The organism is Rathayibacter sp. Leaf299, from assembly GCF_001423055.1.
In the GTDB taxonomy this organism is placed as follows: Bacteria; Actinomycetota; Actinomycetes; order Actinomycetales; family Microbacteriaceae; genus Rathayibacter; species Rathayibacter caricis.
This window is the reverse complement of sequence record NZ_LMNT01000001.1, coordinates 1088498-1109462: the sequence shown is the minus strand read 5'-3', so window position 1 is coordinate 1109462 and position 20965 is coordinate 1088498. Positions and strand designations below refer to the sequence as shown.

The window sequence follows — 20965 nt, the reverse complement described above, 5'->3', positions numbered from 1 at the left end:
CCTCCGACACCCGGGGCCGGGTCAGACCGCCCGGGGGCGGGCCGTCGACGCCGTCAGCGAACCGCCCACGTCCAGCCCGCGCCAGGCGAGCGAGAAGCCCACGAGGGCGATCGTCGAGGTCGACACCGCGAGCAGCTGCTGCAGCGCGAACGCGGTGAGGTCCTTCGTGTCGTCGGGGTAGTACTGGATGCCCTGCACCGCGAGTCCGGCGAGGACCACCACCACGACCGCCGAGCAGACGAGCAGCAGCCGGTTCACCCCCCGGCGCGTGCTGCGGCGCGGCGCCCGGCCGAGCTGCGCCCGCGTCGAGAGCCAGGCGCAGGCGACCGAGGCGGAGGCGAGCGCCACGAGGTCGGCGCCCAGCACGTCGCTCGCGCGGTGCCAGGACGCCGCCATGGTGAGGTTGCCGACCAGGATCACGACCGCGCCTCCCAGCAGCAGCACGACCGTGCGCCCGCGCGCCGGCAGCACCATCGCCAACGCGAAGACGACCGAGACCGCGGCGGCCGTGTGCCCGCTCGGGAAGCTCCCGCCGGTGTACCAGGCGTCCGTCTCGACGAGGAGCGGCCGCTCGAGGACGATGTTCTTCAGCAGCTGAGTGAGCCCGGCGGTCAGCACGATCGAGCCGACGGAGGCGATCGCCAGGGCGGGGCGCCGGCGGATCAGCGCGATCGACGCGGCCAGGAGCGCTCCGGCGATCATCGACACCGGAGTGACGTCGGCCAGCGCGCCGGCGGCCGCGCCGGTCGCCCGCCCGAAGACGAGGTCCGCCCCGCGGAGCCCGGAGTTCTCGGCCGCCTGGCCCTGCGGCGTGAGCACGGCGATCCAGTAGACGAGCGCGACCCCGAGGGCGGCGAGCACGGCGGAGGTGAGCCAGCGGCGGGTGATGCGGGCGCGGGTGGACACGGGGCTCCTCCTCTCGACACGGGGCGATCGGCGGGGGTCGACCGCCGGGCTCCGATGATGGCAGTCGACGCTCCCCGTTCCCTCCATCCTCGCCGCGAGGCTCCGGATCAGGCTCCGGCGGCCACGATCTCGAGCGCCAGGTCGGGGTGGTCGGCGAAGACGCCGTCCAGGCCCGTCGCCAGGATCATCCGGAACTCGTCCTGCCACGCGCCGAACGCGGCCGGGTCCTTGCCGCGCCGGTGCGCCTTCTCGAGGAACCGGTTCTCCGGCCGGAGGGTCCAGCAGTAGACCTCGAGGCCGACGGCGTGCGCGTGGGCGACCAGGTCGTTCGGCCCGACCGCGCGCCCGGCCGAGTCGCGCGCGAAGAGCATCCGCTTGTCGACGCTCACCCCGTCGACGGTGCCGGAGAGACCCCGCAGGCCCGCCGGGGTGACGAAGTCGGCGTAGGGGGTCGCGTGCGCACCGTGCGCGGCCACGAGGTCGGGAGCGGTGCCGGCGGCCTCGATCAGGTACACCCGCTTCGCGCCGACGCCCCGGACGGCGAGACGCTCGAGCACCGTCTTCTCGAAGCTCTCGATCGTCAGGCGCGGATCCCGCGGCCCCCAGCCGGCGGCGGCGAGCTCCTGCTCGAGCAGCACGTCCAGCGGCAGGCCGATCGAGTCGAAGTAGTCGGCGTGCTTGATCTCGGCGACGAGGCCGGGAGGCGCGCCGGCCGCGTCCTCGCCCGCCCGGTCGAGCAGCGCGAGCAGGTCCGAGAAGCGCAGGAGCGGGAACTGGCCGTCGAAGGTGGCGCTGGACGGGCGGACGGCGGGCACCCGCTCCCGCGCCCGCAGCTCGGAGAGCTCGGCCCAGGTGAAGTCCTCGGTGAACCAGCCGGTGACGTCCTTCCCCTCGAGGCGCTTCGTGGTGCGCCGGTCGGCGAACTCCGGACGGCGCTCGATGTCGGTGGTGCCCGAGATCTCGTTCTCGTGGCGCAGGACGAGCACTCCGTCCCGGGTGGCGACCAGGTCCGGCTCCACGGCGTCGGCTCCCAGGGCGATGGCGAGGTCGTAGGCGGAGCGGGTGTGCTCGGGGCGGTACCCGCTCGCCCCTCGATGGCCGATGACGAGCGGTCGGAGTCGGTCGGACATGCCGCGATCCTACGGGCGAGGACTCGGTCTCCTCGTGGGGAATAGCCAGACTCTGAGAGCTGTTCTCAGATACTGTGGACCACATCGTCGGAGTCCTCTCGGAGGACCCGGCGGCACCACAGCATCCCGACCACACCGCGACTCAGCTCCGTTGATCCACCGGACACCAGCGCACCTGAGAGAAGAGGAACCATGGCAAGCAGCAATCCGGCCTTCGGGCGTCCGGAGTTCAGCAACCGCGGCTACGCCGGCCGCGTGCAGGACCTCCCCGACGTCTCGTCCGACACGCTCGACCAGATGTACAACCGTCCGGCCGCGAGCTCGCTCGAGACCGACCGGATGACCGTCGAGGACACCCTCGCGAAGACGGCGCTCGCGTTCGTCGTGCTCCTGGCGGGCGCGGCCGTGGGCTGGTTCGTCCCCGGGCTCATGCTCCCGGCCGTCCTCATCGCGCTGGTCCTGGGCATCGTCAACGCCTTCAAGAAGGTGCCGAGCCCCGCTCTGATCCTCGGTTACGCCGCGACCCAGGGCGTCGCAGTCGGCGCCATCTCGGGCATCTTCGAGAACGTCTACGAGGGAGCGGTCGTGCAGGCCCTCCTCGCGACCGTCATCGTGATCGGCGTCACCCTGGCGCTGTTCATGAACGGCAAGATCCGCACCTCGCCGAAGCTGAACAAGATCTTCTTCATCGGCATGATCAGCTACGCGGTCTTCTCGCTCGTGAACCTGGGCCTCGGCCTCTTCGGCGTCGGCGGCGGCTTCGGTCTGCGCACCGGCTTCATCGGCATCGTGATCGGCCTCATCGCCATCGCCCTGGCGACCTACTCGCTCGTGATGGACTTCGAGTTCATCCAGCAGGGCGTGCGCAACCGCGCCCCGCGCATCTACGGCTGGACGGGCGCCTACGGCGTCCTCGTCACCGTCGTCTGGATGTACCTCGAGATCCTGCGACTCGTCGCGATCTTCCGCGAGTAGTCACCGCACCACGTCCGCACGGGCGCTCGACCTCCGGGTCGGGCGCCCGTCGTCGTTCCGGCGCCGTGCCAGGCGCGCCTGGCACCATGGAGTCGTGACCGCCTCCTCCCCCGCCCGGATCGTCGGCCTCGACGTCGCCCGGGGGCTCGCCGTCCTCGGCATGTTCGCGGCGCATCTGGCCCCCACCGGCCGTGAGATGCCGTGGGACGGGCGCAGCTCCGTCCTGTTCGCCGTCCTCGCGGGCGTCTCGATCGGACTCGTGACGGGCGGCGCGGGGAGGTCGACGCGACCCTGGCTCGACACGGCGTCGATCCTGCTGCGCGGTCTCTACCTCCTCGCGATCGGCGTCGCTCTCACCGTCCTCGGGACGCCGATCGCGGTGATCCTGTCGCACTACGGGCTGATGTTCTTCGTCGCCGCGCTGCTGCTGTTCCTCCCGAGAGCAGTCCTGGCCGTGCTCGTCGCGGTCTTCGCGGTCGCCGGGCCGATCGTCGTCGACGAGCTCGTGCTCCGGAGCACACCGTGGCTGGCGCTCCTCCCGCCCGATGAGGCGCTCATCGCGCGGCAGCCCCTCACCTGGCTCACGCAGTACTACCCGGTGCCGTCCTGGCTCGCCTACGTGGTCCTCGGCCTCCTCGTCGCCCGCTGCGACGTCCGCTCGGCGACCACCCAGCGCTGGCTCGTGATCGGCGGTGCCGCCTCGGCCCTGATCGGCTACGGCGGAGGGCTGCTGTTCGGCGGACCCGAGACGGTGGAGGCCCACGCGAGCACCACGGCCGAGCTTCTCGGCGCCGGCGGAGTCGCCGCGATCGCGATCGGCTTCCTGACCGCGCTGGGGCAGCGCTCGGGCGCCTTCCGCCGCCTCGCTGCTCCGCTCGAGGCCGTCGGAGCGATGCCCCTGACGATCTACTCGCTGCAGATCGTCCTCCTCGCCCTCTACCTCATCCCCTTCGAGCCGTTCGACTTCGACGCGTGGCGCGGCTGGGACATCCTGCTGTACTTCGCCCTCGGCTCGATCGCCTTCGCGATGCTCTGGCGCCAGTACATCGGCCAGGGTCCGCTCGAGTGGCTCCTGGCACGGGCCTCGCTGCGCCCGACCAGCCGGTCCCGTGTCCGGACGCTGGGCTAGGGTGGCCCGATGATCACGCGACGCGAGGCCGCTCAGCGCCTCGACATCCCCGTCGAGATGGCGGCCCGCCACGGCCTCGCCGCCCGCCTCTCGGAGGAGGAGTTCGCGGCCCTGGAGCAGGAGCCGCCGCCGTGGCTGGTCCAGTCCCGCGAGAACCGCACCGGCAAGCGCCCGGTCTGGGTGACCCTCGACTGCACCGTCTGCGGCCGCTCGGAGGCCGCGCGCCCCAAGAAGTGGTGGCCCGACTTCACCTTCCTCGTCTGCGAGGACCACTCCCTCGAGGAGTGGCCGCACCACCCCGACGGTCACCGCCGCGACGAGTACGACGGCATCGGCACCCGCTTCGTCGGCGTCGTCGACAGCCCCGCCTGACCCCGTCCGGAAACGCCGAACGGGCCCCCTCGGGAGCCCGTCCATCGCTGTCTCACCGCGGGCCTCCGCGCGGTCAGCTGCAAGGCGGAGGAGGAAGCGGTACCGGCGGTACCGCGCCCGACGACAACGCCGCAGATGGCCGTGCGGAGGCCCGCGGCGTCACTCCCATTCGATGGTGCCCGGCGGCTTCGACGTGACGTCGAGCACGACGCGGTTGACTCCGGCGACCTCGTTGGTGATGCGGTTCGAGATGCGCGCCAGCAGGTCGTACGGCAGGCGCGTCCAGTCGGCGGTCATCGCGTCCTCGGAGGAGACGGGGCGCAGGACGATCGGGTGGCCGTAGGTGCGGCCGTCGCCCTGGACGCCGACCGAGCGGACGTCGGCGAGCAGCACGACCGGGCACTGCCAGATCTCGGAGTCGAGGCCGGCGGCGGTCAGCTCGGCGCGGACGATGGCGTCGGCCTCCTGGAGCAGGTCGAGCCGCTCCTGGGTGACCTCGCCGACGATGCGGATGCCGAGGCCGGGGCCGGGGAACGGCTGACGGCCGACGATGACCTCGGGCAGGCCGAGCTCGCGGCCGATGGCGCGGACCTCGTCCTTGAAGAGGGTGCGCAACGGCTCGACCAGCGTGAACTGGAGGTCCTCCGGCAGTCCGCCGACGTTGTGGTGCGACTTGATGTTCGCGGTGCCCGTGCCGCCGCCGGACTCGACCACGTCGGGGTAGAGGGTCCCCTGCACGAGGAAGTCGATCGACGCACCCTCGCCCTGCGCCTCGAGGACGAGCGCCTCGGCGGCCGCCTCGAAGGTGCGGATGAACTCGCGCCCGATGATCTTGCGCTTCTGCTCCGGGTCGCTGACGCCGGCGAGCGCGTCGAGGAACTGCTCGCGCACGTCGACCGTCACCAGGCGGACACCCGTCGCGGCGACGTAGTCCTCCTCGACCTGGCGGCGCTCGTCCTTGCGGAGGAGTCCGTGGTCGACGAAGACGCAGGTCAGCTGATCGCCCACCGCGCGGTGCACGATCGCCGCGGCGACGGCCGAGTCCACTCCTCCGGAGAGGCCGCAGATGACGCGGCCCGAGCCGACCTGCTCGCGGATGAGGGCGACCTGGTCCTCGATGACGTTCGAGGAGTTCCAGTCGTTCGGGATCCCTGCGGCGCGGTGCAGGAAGTTCTCGATGACGGCCTGGCCGTGGGTCGAGTGCTTCACCTCGGGGTGCCACTGCACGCCGTAGAGGCGGCGCGCGTCGCTCCCGAAGGCGGCGACGGGGGTGGAGGTGGTCGAGGCGAGGACGTCGAAGCCCTCGGGCGCCTTCGCGACCGAATCGCCGTGGCTCATCCAGACCGTCTGGTCGGCCGGCTGCTCGCCGAGGAGCACGCCGCCGTCGGTCGAGATCGCGGCGTCGGTCGCTCCGTACTCGCGGAGGCCGGTGTTCGCGACCTCTCCGCCGAGCGCCTTGGCCATCACCTGGAAGCCGTAGCAGATGCCCAGCACCGGCACTCCGAGATCGAAGATCGCGGGGTCGAGCTGCGGGGCGCCCTCCTCGTACACGCTGGACGGGCCGCCCGAGAGGATGATGCCGACCGGTGACTTCGCGGCGATCTCGGCCGCGGTGACGTTCGACGGCACGATCTCGGAGTAGACGTTCGCCTCGCGGACGCGACGCGCGATCAGCTGCGCGTACTGCGCGCCGAAGTCGACGACGAGCACCGGCTGGGAGGCCAGCTGCGGGGTCGAAGGGGCGCTGGGCTGCTCGCTAATGGGGGGCCTCCACGGAGTCGGTCGGGGCTTTCGGATCGACGCCGGCGGTGCGGCGCGCGAGGTACTGCTCGACCTCGCGCGCGATGCGCCCCTCGACGAAGAAGGAGAGGGTGGGGATCACGCCGCCGAGCGCGATGAGCACGAAGCGGCTGAAGGGCCAGCGCATCAGGCTCCACAGGCGGAAGTCGGCGAAGAGGTAGACGACGTAGAACCAGCCGTGCGCGATCAGGATGCCGGTCGAGAGGTTCGCTCCCGTGCCGCTGGACTCGTACTCACCGCCCGGGACCTCGTACATCGGCGCGAGGTTCAGCACGCCCTGCTGCCCGAAGGCGAAGAGCTCGAGGTGGAACACGTACTTCAGCAGCATCTCGGCGCACAGCAGCAGGAGCATGACGCCCGTGATGATCGAGGTCACCCGGTAGAAGCGCAGAGCGCTCCGGATCGCAGGGAACTGCGCGGGCTTGGGCTCGAGGGGCATGAGGTCCAGTTTACGGTGCGGCGGAGGGGGTGGGGGCGCGGGCCGACTGCTCCGCGTCGAGCGCCTCCTCGACCTCGCGCTCCCACGCGTCGCGGACGAGGCGGTACCAGAGGTAGAGCGCGAAGCCGGCGAAGACGACCCACTCGATCGCGTAGAACACGTTGAGCCAGTTCAGCGAGAGGTCCTGCTGGCGGGCGGGCGAGTCGATGGCCTCGAGGCCCTCGAGCGGCTCGTCCACGACGATGTAGCCCTGGTAGACGTCGGCCGGAGGGTCGGGCCAGCGGTTGATCAGCGCGGGGATCGAGAGCGCGGTGAGGGTCTGCGGATCCACGCCCTCCTCCGGCGCTTCGGCCGCCTCGTTGGCGACCAGCCGGCCCGTGTAGGACGCCGGAGGCACCTCCTCGCCGGAGTTCAGGCGCTCGGCGACGGCGCGCGCCTCGCCCTCGTCGGCCGTCCAGCCGTAGGCGACGACGAGGTCGGCGGTGCTCGTGCGGGTCCGGGCGAAGACCCACCAGCCGGGCTCGCCGGCGTTGAGGCGCCCGCCGATCACCTCGGCGCCGCCGGGGACGAGCGCCGACGCGGCCTCGACCCGCTGGCCGTCGGCCGTCGCCGTGACGGGGGCGGAGGGAGCGGCTGCGGCGTCGAGCGGGACGATCGTCTCCGACGCGCCTCCGTCGGGCTCGGCCGCGTCGATCGCGCGACCGACCTGCCACTGGCCGAGGGCGGCGAAGAGACCGGCGATCACGAGGGCGAGCACCAGCGCACCGATCCAGCGCGGGCGCCGGGCGACCTGCCAGACGGTGCTCTGCGTCATGCGCTCCTCGTTCGTGCGGGGTCCCGGCAGCCCAGCGGGGCCGCCGGTGGACCCGTCGAGCCTAACCGGTGACCGTGGGAGCTCCCCGGGATCAGTAGTCGGGCTCGACGGGCCGGCGCGGGCGCCGGTCCTCCGCGCCGTCCGACTGCTGCATCGCCTGATCGATCAGCGCCTGGCGCATCGGGTCGGGGAACTCGTCGTCGAGCTCGTCGTGCTCGGGCTCCCGCCGGGGCGGGGCGTCGACGGACTCGGGGTCGGTCCGCGCGGGTTCTGTCCGCGTCGGCCCGGTCCGGGTCGCCTCCGGAGTATCGGCCATCGCCGCCTCGACCAGCGCGAACTCCTCCTCCTCGAGCGCACCGCGCTTCGCCGGCGCTCGGGACGGCCGGCGGCGCCGCTCCGACAGGAACTGCCCGATGCTCTCGGACCGCGACGCCAGGATCGGACCGACGATCGCCATGATCAGCACGTACAGACCCGCGAACGGCTGGATCCGGTCGTCGAGCCCGGCCGACAGCGAGAGGGTCGCGAGGATCAGCGCGAACTCGCCGCGGTTGTGCAGGATGAACGCCGCGTTGAGTCCCGCCCGCGGCCCGAGCTTGTTGAGCCAGGCCACGAACTGGCCCGCTCCGAGGTTGAGGACGATGGTCATGACGGCCGCCGCGAGGACGGGGAGGACCACCTCCGGGAACGCGCTCGGATCCAGGCCCAGACCGAAGTTCACGAAGAAGAAGGCCCCGAAGACGTCGCGGAGCGGGATCGCGATGTGCTCGACCCGGGCGCGGTAGCGGGTGGCGCCGATCACGAGGCCGATGAGGAACGCGCCGATCGCGTCCGTCACTCCGAGGACCTCGCCGATGCCGCCGAACAGCAGCGCCAGACCGAAGAACAGGATCGTGAAGAGCTCGTCGTCGCGGGTGCGGAACAGGCGGGACACCACGCGGCCGCCCCAGCGAGCGATCGAGAACATGACGACCAGGAACGCGAACGCGATGAGCAGCTTCAGGATCACGGGCCACGGCTCGGTCTCGCCCGAGAGCACCACCGAGACGATGGCCAGGTAGATCGCGATGAAGATGTCCTCGACCACGGTGACCCCGAGGATCATCGGAGTCTCGGGGTTGGCCAGGCGCTTGAGCTCGATCAGGAGCTTGGTCACGATCGCGCTCGAGCTCGTCGCCGTGATGCCGGCGACGATGAGCGCCTCCTGGCTCCCCCAGCCCAGCAGGAAGCCGAAGCCCAGGCCCACGGCCATGTTCACGCCGATGTAGGTGCCGCCCGACAGGATCAGGCGCCCGGCGTTGCCGAAGAACTCGTCCTGATCGAACTCCAGGCCCAGGTTGAACAGCAGCAGGATCAGGCCGAAGACGGCCGTCAGCTCGATGTAGGTGGACTCGAAATCGAGGGGGAACCAGTGGAAGTTCGGGCTCGCGAGGAGCCCCACGACCATGTAGATGGGGATCGCCGGGAGGCCGATCGTCCGGCCGAGACGGCCGAGCACGTAGGCGACGACGAACAGGATCCCGAGGACGATGAGGTCTTCACCGTGGTGCATCCTCAGGCTCCGGGCGCGTCGGCCGTCTTGTGGAACGCTCCCGTGCGGAAGAAGGCGAACGCCTTGGCGACCTTCTCGGGACTGCCGGCGACCACCAGTGTGTCGCCCGGGAAGACGCGGAAGTCGGGTGCGGGCGCCGGGTTCGCGGCGTCCCCGCGCACGACGGCGACGACCGTCAGTCCGACGATGCCGCGGTCGGCGGGCTTGCCGAGCTGCTGCCCGGCGATGTGGTCGTCGTAGTCGACGGTGAACCAGTCGATCGAGAGGCCGGGGATCTGATCCAGCGCGGTGAGCGACTCGGTGATCTGCGTGCCGCCGAGCAGCTCGGCGAGGGTGTGCGCCTCGTCGTCGCTCAGGCGGAGGGAGACCTTGGCGCCGTCCTGGTCGCCCTCGGCGAACGTGATGAGGTCGCTGTGGCCGGAGCGGTGCGCGATGACGCCGACCTTGCCGCCGTCGGCGGTGAGGAACGTGTGCAGCACTCCGACACCGGGCAGCTTGACCCTGCGGACCTCGACCATGCGTGCTCCATCCGCGCCCTGCGGCGCTCCTGACTCGGGATGCGTCCAGTTTAGGCGCGCCCGCTCCCCTCCCTCCCTCCGTTCGCCCCCGGGGGAACGTCGGACGCCGCCCGGCCGCCGAGGGAACCCCGGACCGTCGAGGGAACCAGCCCTTCCGGGCTCCCTCGACGGTCCGGGGTTCCCTCACTGTCCACAGGGGCCGGCCGGGTCTCCACAGGGAGGTGCAGGAGAGGACCACGGGGCGATGCAGTGAGCCAGGGTGGGCGGATGAGTGCGGTGGAGTTGCTCCGGGACAGGACGTGCGGACGGTCGGACGAGTTCGTCCGGCTGCGCAGGGGCGTGTACGCGCGAGCGGATGTGTGGGCGCAGGCCTCGGTCGACGAGAGGCATCGGGCGCGCATCGACGCGATCGCGGCGACGTGGTCGTCGCCCTTCTTCCTCCGCGAGTCGGCCGCTGCGATCTGGGGGCTCCCCCTGGTCGAGCCGCTCAGCACGACCGTCCACGTCGAGGGAGCCACGGACGTCGGCAGTCGCACGCGCAACGGGGTGGCCGAGCACCGCAGCGCTCGCTTCCCGACGCTCGCAGTGGTCGACGGCCTCGCCGTCTCGGATCTCGCCCAGACGGTGTTCGACCTCACTCGGTTCTCGTCCTTCCGTCGCGCCGTCGTCGCCGCCGGCCACGCCCTGCGTCTGGTCGACGACGACGGCCGTTTCCTTCTCCGGCGCGAGGAGCTGCTCGAGCGGCACGCCGACCTGCCGCCCGGCTCGCGCGGCCGGACCGCGAGCGCCGCCGTCATCGCGTTCGCGGACCCCGCCTCGGAGACACCGCTCGAGTCGATCAGCCGCGTGGCGATGCACGTGGGCGGGCTGCCGGCGCCGGTGCTGCAGCATCCGATCCACGACCTCGGAGGGCGGGCCGGAGTGGTGGACTTCTTCTTCGAGGACGCGGCTGTGGTCGGTGAAGCGGACGGCGATCACAAGTACGCCGACCCGGCGTTCCTCCTCGGCCGCACGCCCGAGGAGGTGCTCCTCGCCGAGAAGCGTCGGGAGGATCGCCTCCGGTCGTGCGTGCGCGGCTTCGCCCGCTGGTCCTGGCGCGACGCCTACGACACCCGGCCCCTGCTCGTCCGCCTGGCCCGTGCCGGTGTCAGGCGTATCGAGGGAACCCCGGACCGTCGAGGGAACCAGCCGGTGCGGGCTCCCTCGACCGTCCGGGGTTCCCTCGCGCGACGGGCCGAGGGTCAGCTGGGCTGGTAGGGGGCGACGACGACCTCGACGCGCTGGAACTCCTTGAGGTCCGAGTAGCCGGTGGTCGCCATGGAGCGGCGGAGCGCGCCGATGAGGTTCGCGGTGCCGTCGGCGCCGGTCGCGGGGCCGTAGAGGACCTGCTCGAGGGTGCCGACCGTGCCGACCTGCACGCGGCGGCCGCGCGGCAGCTGCGGGTGGTGCGCCTCCTGGCCCCAGTGCCAGCCGCCGCCCGGGGCGTCGGTCGCGCGGGCGAGCGCGGAGCCGAGCATGACGGCGTCGGCGCCGACCGCCACGGCCTTCACGATGTCGCCGGAGGTGCCGAGGCCGCCGTCGGCGATCACGTGCACGTAGCGTCCGCCCGATTCGTCGAGGTAGTCGCGGCGAGCGCCGGCGACATCGGCCACGGCGGTCGCCATCGGCGCCTGGATGCCGAGGGTCGCGCGCGTCGTCGACGCCGCTCCCCCGCCGAAGCCGACGAGCACCCCCGCGGCCCCGGTGCGCATGAGGTGCAGCGCCGCGGTGTAGGTGGAGGCGCCTCCCACGATGACGGGGACGTCGAGCTCGTAGATGAACTTCTTGAGGTTCAGCGGCTCGGTGTCACGCGAGACGTGCTCGGCCGAGACGGTGGTGCCGCGGATGACGAACAGGTCGACGCCCGCATCGACGACGGTCTGGTACAGCTCGGCCGTGCGCTGCGGCGAGAGCGCTCCGGCGACGGTGACGCCCGCGGCGCGGATCTCGGCCAGGCGCGCGGTCACCAGCTCGGGCTTGATCGGCTCGGAGTAGATCTCCTGCATGCGCTCGGTCGCCCGCTCGGCGGGCAGCTCGCGGATCTCGGCGAGGAGCGGCTCCGGGTCCTCGTAACGGGTCCACAGACCCTCGAGGTCGAGCACTCCGAGCGCGCCGAGACGTCCGAGCGTGATCGCCGTCGCCGGCGACACCACCGAGTCCATCGGAGCCGCGAGGATCGGCGTCCTGAACCGGTACGCGTCGATCGTCCAGTCGACCGAGACCACCTCGGGATCGCGGGTGCGGCGGCTGGGCACGACCGCGATGTCGTCGAAGGCGTACGCGCGGCGAGCGCGCTTGGCGCGGCCGATCTCGATCTCAGTCACCGTGCCACTTTAGCCGGGCGCCTCGCCCCGCTCATCTCCCGCCCCCGGTCCCCTCACACGAGCGGCCCCTCCCCGGAGCCCCCCCGCAAGCCCCTCCCGGCGCAGCCGCGGCGGCGCCCCGCGCCGCTCGCGCTGCCCCACCCTCCCGGCGCAGCCGCGGCGGCGCCCCGCGCCGCTCGCGCTGCGTCCGGCGTTCCGCCTCACGCAGAACCGCCGCCGACTCCCGGGACGGGGTCGGCGGCGGATCGGGATGGCGGCCCCTCCGGTGTGGTGGGCGTATGGGCCGCAGGCCCATCGGGCAGAGGGGCCGCCATCGCGATCCGACGCCGACCCACGCCACCAGCAGCACTCAGCGCCGGTAGTTCGGCGCCTCCACCACCATCTGAACATCGTGCGGATGCGATTCCTTCAGCCCCGCCGCCGTGATCCGCACGAACTTCCCGCGCTCCTTGAGCTCGGTGATGGTGCGCGCGCCGACGTAGAACATCGACTGCCGGAGTCCGCCGGCGAGTTGGTAGGCCACGTTCGCGAGGGGTCCGCGGTAGGGCACCTGGCCCTCGATGCCCTCGGCGATGAGCTTGTCGTCGGTGGGCACGTCGGACTGGAAGTAGCGGTCCTTCGAGTAGGAGGTGCGCTCCCCGCGGGTCTGCAGCGCTCCGAGCGAGCCCATGCCGCGGTACGTCTTGAACTGCTTGCCGTTCTGGAAGACGAGGTCGCCGGGGCTCTCCTCGCAGCCGGCGAGCAGCGAGCCGAGCATGACGGTGTCGGCGCCGGCGACGAGGGCCTTGGCGATGTCGCCCGAGTACTGCAGGCCGCCGTCGGCGATCACGGGCACGCCGGATTCGCGGGCGGCGAGGGAGGCCTCGTAGACGGCGGTGACCTGGGGCACGCCGACGCCGGCGACGACGCGGGTGGTGCAGATGGAGCCGGGGCCGACTCCGACCTTGATGGCGTCGGCGCCCGCGTCGACGAGCGCCTGGGCGCCGGAGCGGGTGGCGACGTTGCCGCCGATGACGTCGACTCCGGCGAAGGCCGAGTCGGACTTGAGGCGGCGGATGATGTCGAGGACGCCGGCGGAGTCGCCGTTGGCGGTGTCGACGACGATGACGTCGACTCCGGCCTCGAGGAGCGCGGTCGCGCGCTGCCAGGCGTCGCCGAAGAAGCCGATCGCGGCGCCGACGCGCAGGCGCCCCTCGCCGTCCTTGGTGGCGTTGGGGTACTGCTCGGACTTGTCGAAGTCCTTGACGGTGATGAGCCCGGCGAGCTTGCCCTGCTCGTCGACCAGCGGCAGCTTCTCGATCTTGTGCTGGGCGAAGAGCGCGATGACCTCGCTGTCGGGGATGCCGACGCGGCCGGTGATGAGGCCGGAGCTGGTCATGACGTCGCGGACGAGGGTCGAGGCCTTCTCGAACGGCGAGACGAAGCGCATGTCGCGGTTCGTGATGATGCCGACGAGGACCCCGGTGGAGTCGACGACGGGGAGGCCGCTGATCCGGTACTGCCCGCACAGCTCGTCGACCTGCGCGACGGTGGCGTCGGGGGTCGTGGTGACGGGGTTGGAGACCATGCCCGACTCGCTGCGCTTGACGCGGTCGACCTGGTCGGCCTGGTCGGCGATGGAGAGGTTGCGGTGCAGGACGCCCAGGCCGCCCTGGCGGGCCATGGCGATCGCCATCCGCGCCTCGGTCACCGTGTCCATGGCGGCCGAGAGGAGCGGCGTCGCGACGGTGATGCGCTTGGTGAGCCGGGAGGTCGTGTCGGCCTCGCTCGGGATGACGTCGGTGTGCCCCGGCAGGAGCATGACGTCGTCGTAGGTGAGTCCGAGGAATCCGAAGGGATCCGGCTGGTCCATCAATGCCCCTAACAGGTCGACAGCGGGTGCCCGGCGTGAGGTGGGGCATCCGGTCCGGGAGCCCCCGGATACTCGATCTTAAGCGTCGGAGGCGCTCCTCTATTCCTGCCTCTCGGGGCCCTGTCGCCCGTCCGGGAGGCGCCGCCGCCGACTCTGTCACCCGTTCGAGTCCGCTGGAGCGCTCTCCGCCCCGCATAATGTGGTCACGCGGATGTGCCGCCGGTGAAACACCGCCGACACATGCGGAACGTATGGTCAACCAACGTTGTTTGACGACGGCTGTTCGGGCGTGCCCGGAGTCAGTTTCCGTCTGTGCACCCTGACGAGAGGTAAACGTCTTGCTCACAGCTCCCCGGTCGACGCGCCACAAGCGCTCGACGACCCCGCACCCGACGGACAGGGAGGCGCCCCGTGGCGACAGCTAGCCCCTCCCGCGCACGGCCGTCGCGCACAGGCCCCCGGTTCGGCGCACTCCGCCGCCGACTCCTGGCCGTCGGCCTGCTCGCCGCGACCCTGACCGGTCTCGCGGCAGCGGCTCCCGCCGCGACGGCCGCGACGACCGCCGACCAGTCGATCATCGCCTGGGTCCGCGTCCAGGGCACCAACGAGAACCTCGCCGGCGTCTCGATCGCGATCGAGGGCGACTCCTCCGCGACGCTCACCACCGGCGCGGACGGCCGCGCGGTCTTCCCGCTCGACGAGCCCGGCACCTTCACCATCACCGTCGACGAGGCCACCCTCCCCGCCGACAAGGGCTACCCCGCCGCGGGTCAGAACCCGAAGGAGGTGACCATCGTCGGCTCGCAGAACCAGATCGTGAACTTCATCGTCTCGACGGCGAACCCGATCGGCACCGGAGCGACGGCCCCCGTCCCCACGGATTCCGCAGGTCCGACCTCCCCGGCGACCGAGGGCACGACCGGCAACACGGCGACGAACCCCGACGGCACCTCGAGCACGACGACCCCGCCGGTCTCGGCCGACACCTTCTGGATCACCTTCTGGCCCAAGGTCGTCACCGGTCTGATCTTCGGCCTCCTGATCGCCCTGGCGGCGATCGGAGCCTCACTGATCTACGGCGTCACCGGACTGAACAACTTCGCGCACGGCGAGCTCGTCACCTTCGGCGCGCTGATGGCGTACCTCTTCTCCGGAGTCTTCGGCCTCCCGGCGCTGGTGGCGATCCCGATCGCGGTGATCCTGGGCGGGGCGTTCGGCTACGTGCAGGACGGCCTGCTCTGGAAGCCGCTGCGGAAGAAGGGGATCCAGCTCATCCCGCTGATGATCGTCACGATCGGCCTCTCGCTGGCCCTGCGCTACGTCTACGTCTTCTTCTTCGGAGCCGACCGCCTCTCCCTCCCCAACAGCACCGCGCCGTTCTTCACGGTCGAGGCGCTCGGGATCAGCCTGAAGTTCACCGACATCGTCGGCGCCGTCGTCGGCATCATCTGCATCGTCGGAGTCGCCCTCGTGCTGACGAAGACCAAGATCGGCAAGGCGATGCGCGCGGTGTCCGACAACCGGGCCCTCGCCTCCGCCTCCGGCATCAACGTCGAGCGCGTCATCCGCGTGGTCTGGGTGCTCTCGGGCGCGCTGGCCGCTCTCGCCGGCGTCTACATCGGCTACTACCAGTCGCTGCGCTGGGACACCGGAGCGTCGATCCTGCTGCTGATCTTCGCGGCGATCACGCTGGGAGGCCTCGGCTCCGCCTACGGCGCGCTGGTCGGCTCGCTCATCATCGGACTCATGATGAACATCTCGACCGTGTGGATCCCGGAGAACCTCAAGTACGTGGCTCCGCTCATCCTCATGATCATCATCCTCCTGGTCAGGCCGCAGGGAATCCTGGGCCGCAAGGAACGGATCGGCTAGGACACCATGAACCTCAACTTCATCTGGCTGGCGATCGGGCAGATCGTCGATCCCACCGTCGCGGCGTACGCCCTCGCGACGGTCGGCCTGGTCATCCACTTCGGATTCACCGGCCTCCTCAACTTCGGACAGGCCGGCTTCATGGCGGTGGGCGGGTACGCCTTCGCCATCACGTCGGTCAAGTTCGAGTGGCCCGTCTGGGGCTCGTTCCTCGCGACCATCGTCGCGGCGACCGTCTTCGCCCTGATCCTGGGCATCCCGACACTGCGACTGCGCGCCGACTACCTGTCGATCGTGACGATCGCGGCGGCAGAGATCATCCGGCTCTCGGTCAAGACGCCCGAGTTCTCGGCGATCACCGGAGGCTCGGAGGGCATCAACGGCGCCGCCCGCGCCTTCAACGACCTCAACCCGCTCCCGGAGGGGCGCTGGGGCATCGGGATCCTGACCTACAACCAGGACCAGTGGTGGGTGCGCATCGTGGGCTGGGGCCTCGTGGGCCTGGCCTGCCTCCTCGTGTTCCTCCTGATGCGCAGCCCCTGGGGCCGCGTCATCAAGGGCATCCGCGAGGACGAGGACGCCGTGCGCTCGCTCGGCAAGAACGTCTTCTCGTACAAGATCCAGGCGCTGGTCCTCGGCGGCGTGCTGGGCGGCCTGGCCGGAGCGCTGTTCATCCTGCCCCGCTCGCTGCAGCCCGACAACTACGGCACCCAGCTGACGTTCTTCCTCTACACGATCATGCTGCTGGGCGGCGCCGCCACGGTGTTCGGGCCCGTGGCCGGGTCGATCATCTTCTGGGTCGTCCTCGGTCTCACCGACGGACTGCTCACCCTGGGGATCGACACCGGTGTCCTCAGCAACGACATCATCCGCCTCACGACGGTGCAGACCGGACCCATCCGGTTCATCGTGGTGGGGGTCGCGCTCATGCTCCTGGTGATCTTCCGACCACAGGGGATCTTCGGCAAGAAGAAGGATCTGCACTTTGCCTAAAACGCCGGTCTCGGACATCACCGAGGACACCATCGTCCCCGGGGTCAAGAAGAAGGACCCCATCCTGGTCGCCGACAGCGTCAGCCGGCGCTTCGGCGGCCTGACCGCGGTCGACGTCGCGCACGTCGAGATCCCCCGCGGCTCCATCACCGCCCTGATCGGCCCCAACGGAGCCGGCAAGACCACGTTCTTCAACCTGCTGACGGGCTTCGACAAGCCCAACACCGGGCGCTGGAACTTCAAGGGCAAGAACCTCGCGAACGTCCCCGCGTACCGGGTGTCCCGGATGGGCATGGTGCGCACCTTCCAGCTCACCAAGGCCCTCGGCGGCATGACGGTGCTCGAGAACATGCTCCTCGGGGCCAAGGGGCAGAAGGGCGAGAACATCTTCACGTCGCTCATCCGGCCGCTGTGGTCGAAGGAGGAGGACACGATCGAGGCGCGCGCGATCAGCCTGCTCGAGAAGTTCAAGCTGGACACCAAGAAGGACGACTACGCGTCGAGCCTCTCGGGCGGTCAGAAGAAGCTCCTCGAGATGGCGCGGGCGCTCATGTCCGAGCCCGAGCTGGTCATGCTCGACGAGCCGATGGCGGGCGTGAACCCGGCGCTGACCCAGTCGCTCCTGGGGCACATCGTGAACCTGAAGGACGAGGGCATGACCGTCCTCTTCGTCGAGCACGACATGCACATGGTCAACACGATCGCCGACTGGGTGATCGTGATGGCCGAGGGCAAGGTCGTAGCGGAGGGCCCGCCCTCCACCGTGATGAACGATCCGGCCGTCATCGACGCGTACCTCGGCGCCCACCACGACACCGACCTCGGCACCGTCGAGGGCCAGCTCGTGATCGCGGAGGAGATGGAGTCGGACCTCGTCCGCGAGGACGTCGAGAAGCAGGCGGAGGAGGCCGGTCTCGTGCCGCCCACCCCTCCCGCCGCAGCCCCGGCCACCGGCTCCGCCACCATCGCGCACGCCGCGGACGTCGCGGACGTCGCGCACGCCGCGGACGTCGCTCCGACGAGCGTCGCGCCCACCACGGACGCGCCCGCCGTCGACTTCGGAAAGGACGACAAGTGACCGGCAACACCCTCGAGACGCACGACCTCCACGCGGGGTACGTGCCGGGAGTCAACATCCTCAACGGCTCGAACGTCTACGTGAAGAAGGGCGAGCTGGTCGGCATCATCGGCCCGAACGGCGCGGGCAAGTCGACGCTCCTGAAGGCGATGTTCGGGCTGGTGAACATCCGCCAGGGCACGGTGCTGCTCAACGGCGAGGACATCACCGGCATGAAGGCCGACAAGCTGGTCTCGAAGGGCGTCGGCTTCGTGCCGCAGAACAACAACGTCTTCCCGTCGCTCACCATCGAGGAGAACCTCGAGATGGGCATGTACCAGAAGCCGAAGATGTACCGCCAGCGCCTCGAGTTCGTCACGGAGCTGTTCCCGGAGCTGTCCAAGCGTCTCAAGCAGCGCTCGGGATCGCTCTCGGGCGGTGAGCGCCAGATGGTGGCGATGTCGCGGGCCCTGATGATGGACCCGTCGATGCTGCTCCTGGACGAGCCGAGCGCAGGGCTGTCGCCGATGCGCCAGGACGAGACGTTCGTGAACGTCCAGCGGATCAACCGCGCGGGCGTCTCGATCATGATCGTCGAGCAGAACGCGCGCCGGGCGCTGCAGATCTGCGACCGCGGCTACGTGCTCGATCAGGGCCGCGACGCCTACGAGGGCGCGGGACGCGAGCTCATGAACGACCCCAAGGTGATCGAGCTCTACCTGGGCACGCTCGCGACGACCAACGAGGTCACCACGAGCACGCCGACCGTCGGAGGCTGACGCCCTCCGCCCAGCCGAGGGCCCGTCGTCCGCCGCGAGGCGGCGGCGGGCCCTCGTCGTCCCCCTGCGAGGAGGCACCGGATGAGACGCACCGCCGCGGCCGTGACGACCGCGCTGCTCGCGACGCTGCTCACGGGATGCGGGCCCGCTCCCACCCCCGCACTGCCCGACGGCGTCTCGGTGAGCATCCGCCAGAACCGGGACGACTACGGCCCGAGACGGCTCGAGGTGCTCGTGGCCAACGACGGCGACGAGGCACTGGAGGTCTGGGAGGCACGTCTGGACTCCCCCGCCTTCGTCGATCCCGCCTGGACGCCGCGGCCCACCCGCGTGCGGGCGGGCACGACAACGGCTCTGCGCCTCCAACTGCCCGAGCCGGACTGCACCGGCGACGACTCCGAGGGCCGCATCCGCCTCGCCTGGACGACCGCGGACGCCTCGGGGACCGCCGTCGTCGAGCCCGAGGACCCGTTCGGCACCCTCGCCCGGGTGCACGACGAGGACTGCCTCGCCCAGCGGCTCGCCGAGGTGGTGACGATCGAGGCCGCCGACGAGGTGACCGTCTCACAGGAACCCGGCGGACCCGTCGCGCACCTCGCCCTGACGATGACGCCGACCGGCGCTCCGGGGGCGGTGCGGATCCCGGAGGTGCGCGGCACGATCCTGCTCCGTCCCGCTTCCGGTGACGTGTGGCCGGTGGACGCGCGACTCGACGCCGACTCGGACCCGCTCGTGCTGGATCTCGCGATCGTGCCCGTGAACTGCAGCACCCACACCGTCGCCGAGGACAAGCGCGGCACCTTCTTCCCGGTCGTCGTCGCTCTGGAGGGCAGCGCCGAGGGCGTCGTGCCGATCGGCGTGAGCGACGACGTGCGCGGCGAGCTGTACGAGTTCATCGCCTCGGACTTCTGCGACTGGAGCTGATCCTCGCCGCACCGTCGATCCGCGACAGACGAGGATCTCTCCGCCGCGGCACCCCTCATCGGAGGGCCGGATCGGCAGGGCCCGTGCCGTAATTTTGGGGACACGAGACGTCACCCCGGCGGGGTGCACCGAGCACGTTCCTCCTGATGGGAGGCAGCTTCCGGTCGCAGCCCGACGGACGACACCGCCCGGGCGGTGGCCCCCGCCGCTCGACCCCGTTCGAAGGAGCCGCGCATGAAGAGCTACACCCCCGCCCCCGTCGCCCTCGGCGCCGTCTTCGGCACCGGAGCGATCGGCGACTACGAGCGCTGGTCGGTCGTCGGCGTGTACGCCCAGGTCGTCATCGCCGAGACCCGCGGCGGCAAGCGGAGCAGCTACAGCCGCTCGTTCGTGACGTACCGCCTCGCCCAGGAGGCTGAGCTGCTGCGCGCCTCCTAGCGCCTGCCGTACACCCCTCGAGCGCGCGTCCCCGTCAGGCGGACGCGCGCTCGATCAGTTCGGTGGGCAGGATGATCGCGGCGGGCTTCTCCCCCGCGATGCTCTGCAGGAGCAGCCGGACCATCTCGGCGCTGATGCGGCCGAACGGCTGGCGCATCGTGGTCAGCGCGGGCTCGGTCGACACCGCGACGCTCGAGTCGTCGAAGCCGCCCACGGCGACGTCCTCCGGTACCCGCCGTCCGGAGCGCAGCAGCGCGTCGATCGCTCCCGCCGCCATCCGGTCGTTCGCCGCGAAGACGGCGTCGACGTCGGGGCGGTCGCGGAGGAGCTCCGTCATCGCGCGGTCGCCGCTCGCCCGGCTGTAGTCGCCGTAGCGCACGAGGCCCTCGTCGTACTCCTCGCCCAGCTCGCGGCGGTAGCCGGCCAGGCGCACGAGGCCGCCCGGCATGTCGGGCGGGCCGGCGATCGTCGCGACGCGCGAGCGGCCGCGGGAGCGGAGGTACGCGACCATCTCGCGCGCGCCCTCCTCGTCGTCCGCGGCGACGTAGCCCATCCGCTTCTCGTAGCCCAGCGGGATGCCGCACGCGATCGCCGGGACCGCGAGGTCCTGGATCTCGCGCAGCAGCCCCTGGCCGCCGTGCGCCGAGACGAGCAGCACGCCGTCGACGTGCCCCGCGCCGAGGTAGGCGAGAGCCCGCTTCTGCTCGGACACGTTGCCCGCCATGATCAGCACGAGCGAGACGTCGCGGTCGGCGAGCGCCGCGGCGGTGCCGGTCAGCAGCGTCGAGAAGTTCGGGTCCTCGAACAGCAGCTGGTGCTCCTCGGTCAGGAGGAACGCCACCGAGTTCGTGCGGTTCGTCGCGAGGCTGCGGGCGTGGGGGTTCACCCGGTAGCCGGTCTTCTTGATCGCCGTCTCGACGGCGGTCTTCGCATCCGGACTGACCCACTTGCCGCCGTTGAGGACGCGCGAGACGGTGCCGCGGGAGACTCCCGCCTCCAGCGCGACGTGCTCGATCGTCGGTCTCTGGCGGCCGGAGGCGGTGGTCACCCGG

General features: G+C 71.1%; 20 protein-coding genes. 10 read left to right on the top strand and 10 right to left on the bottom strand.

Annotated features, from left to right (window positions below; all coding sequences use genetic code 11):
- Positions 1–21 precede the first annotated feature (21 nt).
- Both ASF48_RS05250 and ASF48_RS05245 read right to left on the bottom strand, forming a co-directional pair.
- Positions 22–906 (bottom strand): phosphatase PAP2 family protein, encoded by an 885-nt coding sequence (locus tag ASF48_RS05250; RefSeq protein ID WP_055787484.1) that lies wholly within the window; start codon positions 904–906, stop codon positions 22–24.
- Positions 907–1013: 107 nt separating this feature from the next.
- Complete coding sequence (locus ASF48_RS05245; protein WP_055787481.1) at positions 1014–2036, bottom strand: glycerophosphodiester phosphodiesterase family protein; 1023 nt, start codon at positions 2034–2036, stop codon at positions 1014–1016.
- 192 nt (positions 2037–2228) lie between these two features.
- On the opposite strand from ASF48_RS05245, the gene ASF48_RS05240 reads away from it, so the two are divergent.
- The 3 genes from ASF48_RS05240 (at position 2229) to ASF48_RS05230 (ending at position 4512) form a co-directional block, all read left to right on the top strand.
- Positions 2229–3011 carry a Bax inhibitor-1/YccA family protein gene (locus ASF48_RS05240; RefSeq protein WP_055787478.1) on the top strand — a complete coding sequence of 261 codons (783 nt, stop codon included), beginning with the start codon at positions 2229–2231 and terminating at the stop codon, positions 3009–3011.
- A 94-nt stretch (positions 3012–3105) separates the two neighbouring features.
- Positions 3106–4140 (top strand): DUF418 domain-containing protein, encoded by a 1035-nt coding sequence (locus ASF48_RS05235; protein ID WP_055787474.1) that lies wholly within the window; start codon positions 3106–3108, stop codon positions 4138–4140.
- 9 nt (positions 4141–4149) lie between these two features.
- On the top strand, positions 4150–4512 hold the full coding sequence (locus ASF48_RS05230) for a hypothetical protein (protein WP_055787471.1): 363 nt from the start codon (positions 4150–4152) through the stop codon (positions 4510–4512).
- Positions 4513–4671: 159 nt separating this feature from the next.
- On the opposite strand, the gene guaA is transcribed toward ASF48_RS05230, so the two are convergent.
- From guaA to ASF48_RS05205, 5 genes are all read right to left on the bottom strand, one after another.
- The gene (gene guaA, locus ASF48_RS05225) at positions 4672–6273 is read right to left on the bottom strand and encodes a glutamine-hydrolyzing GMP synthase (protein ID WP_055787468.1); all 1602 of its coding nucleotides are present in this window, start codon (positions 6271–6273) and stop codon (positions 4672–4674) included.
- On the bottom strand, positions 6269–6751 hold the full coding sequence (locus tag ASF48_RS05220; RefSeq protein WP_055787462.1) for a DUF3817 domain-containing protein: 483 nt from the start codon (positions 6749–6751) through the stop codon (positions 6269–6271). The genes guaA and ASF48_RS05220 overlap by 5 nt, the downstream gene beginning before the upstream one ends.
- A 10-nt stretch (positions 6752–6761) precedes the next feature.
- A complete protein-coding gene (locus ASF48_RS05215; RefSeq protein WP_055787459.1) occupies positions 6762–7565 on the bottom strand; it encodes an SURF1 family cytochrome oxidase biogenesis protein in 804 nt (267 codons plus the stop codon).
- 91 nt (positions 7566–7656) lie between these two features.
- On the bottom strand, positions 7657–9117 hold the full coding sequence (locus ASF48_RS05210; protein WP_055787455.1) for a cation:proton antiporter: 1461 nt from the start codon (positions 9115–9117) through the stop codon (positions 7657–7659).
- Between the two features lie 2 nt (positions 9118–9119).
- Entirely contained in the window at positions 9120–9635 is a 516-nt protein-coding gene (locus tag ASF48_RS05205) for a cation:proton antiporter regulatory subunit (RefSeq protein ID WP_055787452.1), read from the bottom strand.
- Positions 9636–9974: 339 nt separating this feature from the next.
- On the opposite strand from ASF48_RS05205, the gene ASF48_RS05200 reads away from it, so the two are divergent.
- Positions 9975–10892 (top strand): hypothetical protein, encoded by a 918-nt coding sequence (locus ASF48_RS05200; RefSeq protein ID WP_157603059.1) that lies wholly within the window; start codon positions 9975–9977, stop codon positions 10890–10892.
- On the opposite strand, the gene ASF48_RS05195 is transcribed toward ASF48_RS05200, so the two are convergent.
- Both ASF48_RS05195 and guaB read right to left on the bottom strand, forming a co-directional pair.
- On the bottom strand, positions 10877–11998 hold the full coding sequence (locus ASF48_RS05195; RefSeq protein WP_055787447.1) for a GuaB3 family IMP dehydrogenase-related protein: 1122 nt from the start codon (positions 11996–11998) through the stop codon (positions 10877–10879). The two genes, ASF48_RS05200 and ASF48_RS05195, sit on opposite strands and share 16 nt — an antisense overlap.
- Positions 11999–12347: 349 nt before the next feature.
- Complete coding sequence (gene guaB, locus ASF48_RS05190) at positions 12348–13850, bottom strand: IMP dehydrogenase (RefSeq protein ID WP_055787445.1); 1503 nt, start codon at positions 13848–13850, stop codon at positions 12348–12350.
- A 411-nt stretch (positions 13851–14261) separates the two neighbouring features.
- On the opposite strand from guaB, the gene ASF48_RS05185 reads away from it, so the two are divergent.
- From ASF48_RS05185 to ASF48_RS05160, 6 genes are all read left to right on the top strand, one after another.
- Complete coding sequence (locus tag ASF48_RS05185) at positions 14262–15722, top strand: ABC transporter permease subunit (protein ID WP_055787442.1); 1461 nt, start codon at positions 14262–14264, stop codon at positions 15720–15722.
- A gap of 6 nt (positions 15723–15728) precedes the next feature.
- Complete coding sequence (locus tag ASF48_RS05180; RefSeq protein WP_055787440.1) at positions 15729–16715, top strand: branched-chain amino acid ABC transporter permease; 987 nt, start codon at positions 15729–15731, stop codon at positions 16713–16715.
- Complete coding sequence (locus ASF48_RS05175; RefSeq protein WP_442965560.1) at positions 16699–17793, top strand: ABC transporter ATP-binding protein; 1095 nt, start codon at positions 16699–16701, stop codon at positions 17791–17793. The genes ASF48_RS05180 and ASF48_RS05175 overlap by 17 nt, the downstream gene beginning before the upstream one ends.
- Positions 17790–18551, top strand: a complete 762-nt coding sequence (locus ASF48_RS05170; RefSeq protein WP_055787436.1) for an ABC transporter ATP-binding protein — start codon at positions 17790–17792, stop codon at positions 18549–18551. Before ASF48_RS05175 ends, ASF48_RS05170 begins: the two co-directional genes overlap by 4 nt.
- A gap of 81 nt (positions 18552–18632) precedes the next feature.
- Entirely contained in the window at positions 18633–19475 is an 843-nt protein-coding gene (locus ASF48_RS05165) for a hypothetical protein (RefSeq protein ID WP_055787433.1), read from the top strand.
- A gap of 234 nt (positions 19476–19709) precedes the next feature.
- Entirely contained in the window at positions 19710–19913 is a 204-nt protein-coding gene (locus ASF48_RS05160) for a hypothetical protein (protein ID WP_055787429.1), read from the top strand.
- Positions 19914–19947: 34 nt separating this feature from the next.
- On the opposite strand, the gene ASF48_RS05155 is transcribed toward ASF48_RS05160, so the two are convergent.
- Positions 19948–20961 (bottom strand): LacI family DNA-binding transcriptional regulator, encoded by a 1014-nt coding sequence (locus ASF48_RS05155; protein ID WP_055787426.1) that lies wholly within the window; start codon positions 20959–20961, stop codon positions 19948–19950.
- Positions 20962–20965 lie beyond the last annotated feature (4 nt).

Excerpts from the sequence above, each read along its gene's own strand:
- ASF48_RS05205 (WP_055787452.1), bottom strand. The coding sequence starts at position 9,635 with ATGGTCGAGGTCCGCAGGGTCAAGCTGCCCGGTGTCGGAGTGCTGCAC.
- ASF48_RS05160 (WP_055787429.1), top strand. The coding sequence starts at position 19,710 with ATGAAGAGCTACACCCCCGCCCCCGTCGCCCTCGGCGCCGTCTTCGGC.
- ASF48_RS05230 (WP_055787471.1), top strand. The coding sequence starts at position 4,150 with ATGATCACGCGACGCGAGGCCGCTCAGCGCCTCGACATCCCCGTCGAG.
- guaB (WP_055787445.1), bottom strand. The coding sequence starts at position 13,850 with ATGGACCAGCCGGATCCCTTCGGATTCCTCGGACTCACCTACGACGAC.
- ASF48_RS05180 (WP_055787440.1), top strand. The coding sequence starts at position 15,729 with ATGAACCTCAACTTCATCTGGCTGGCGATCGGGCAGATCGTCGATCCC.
- ASF48_RS05215 (WP_055787459.1), bottom strand. The coding sequence starts at position 7,565 with ATGACGCAGAGCACCGTCTGGCAGGTCGCCCGGCGCCCGCGCTGGATC.
- ASF48_RS05245 (WP_055787481.1), bottom strand. The coding sequence starts at position 2,036 with ATGTCCGACCGACTCCGACCGCTCGTCATCGGCCATCGAGGGGCGAGC.
- ASF48_RS05165 (WP_055787433.1), top strand. The coding sequence starts at position 18,633 with ATGAGACGCACCGCCGCGGCCGTGACGACCGCGCTGCTCGCGACGCTG.
- ASF48_RS05220 (WP_055787462.1), bottom strand. The coding sequence starts at position 6,751 with ATGCCCCTCGAGCCCAAGCCCGCGCAGTTCCCTGCGATCCGGAGCGCT.
- ASF48_RS05240 (WP_055787478.1), top strand. The coding sequence starts at position 2,229 with ATGGCAAGCAGCAATCCGGCCTTCGGGCGTCCGGAGTTCAGCAACCGC.
- ASF48_RS05210 (WP_055787455.1), bottom strand. The coding sequence starts at position 9,117 with ATGCACCACGGTGAAGACCTCATCGTCCTCGGGATCCTGTTCGTCGTC.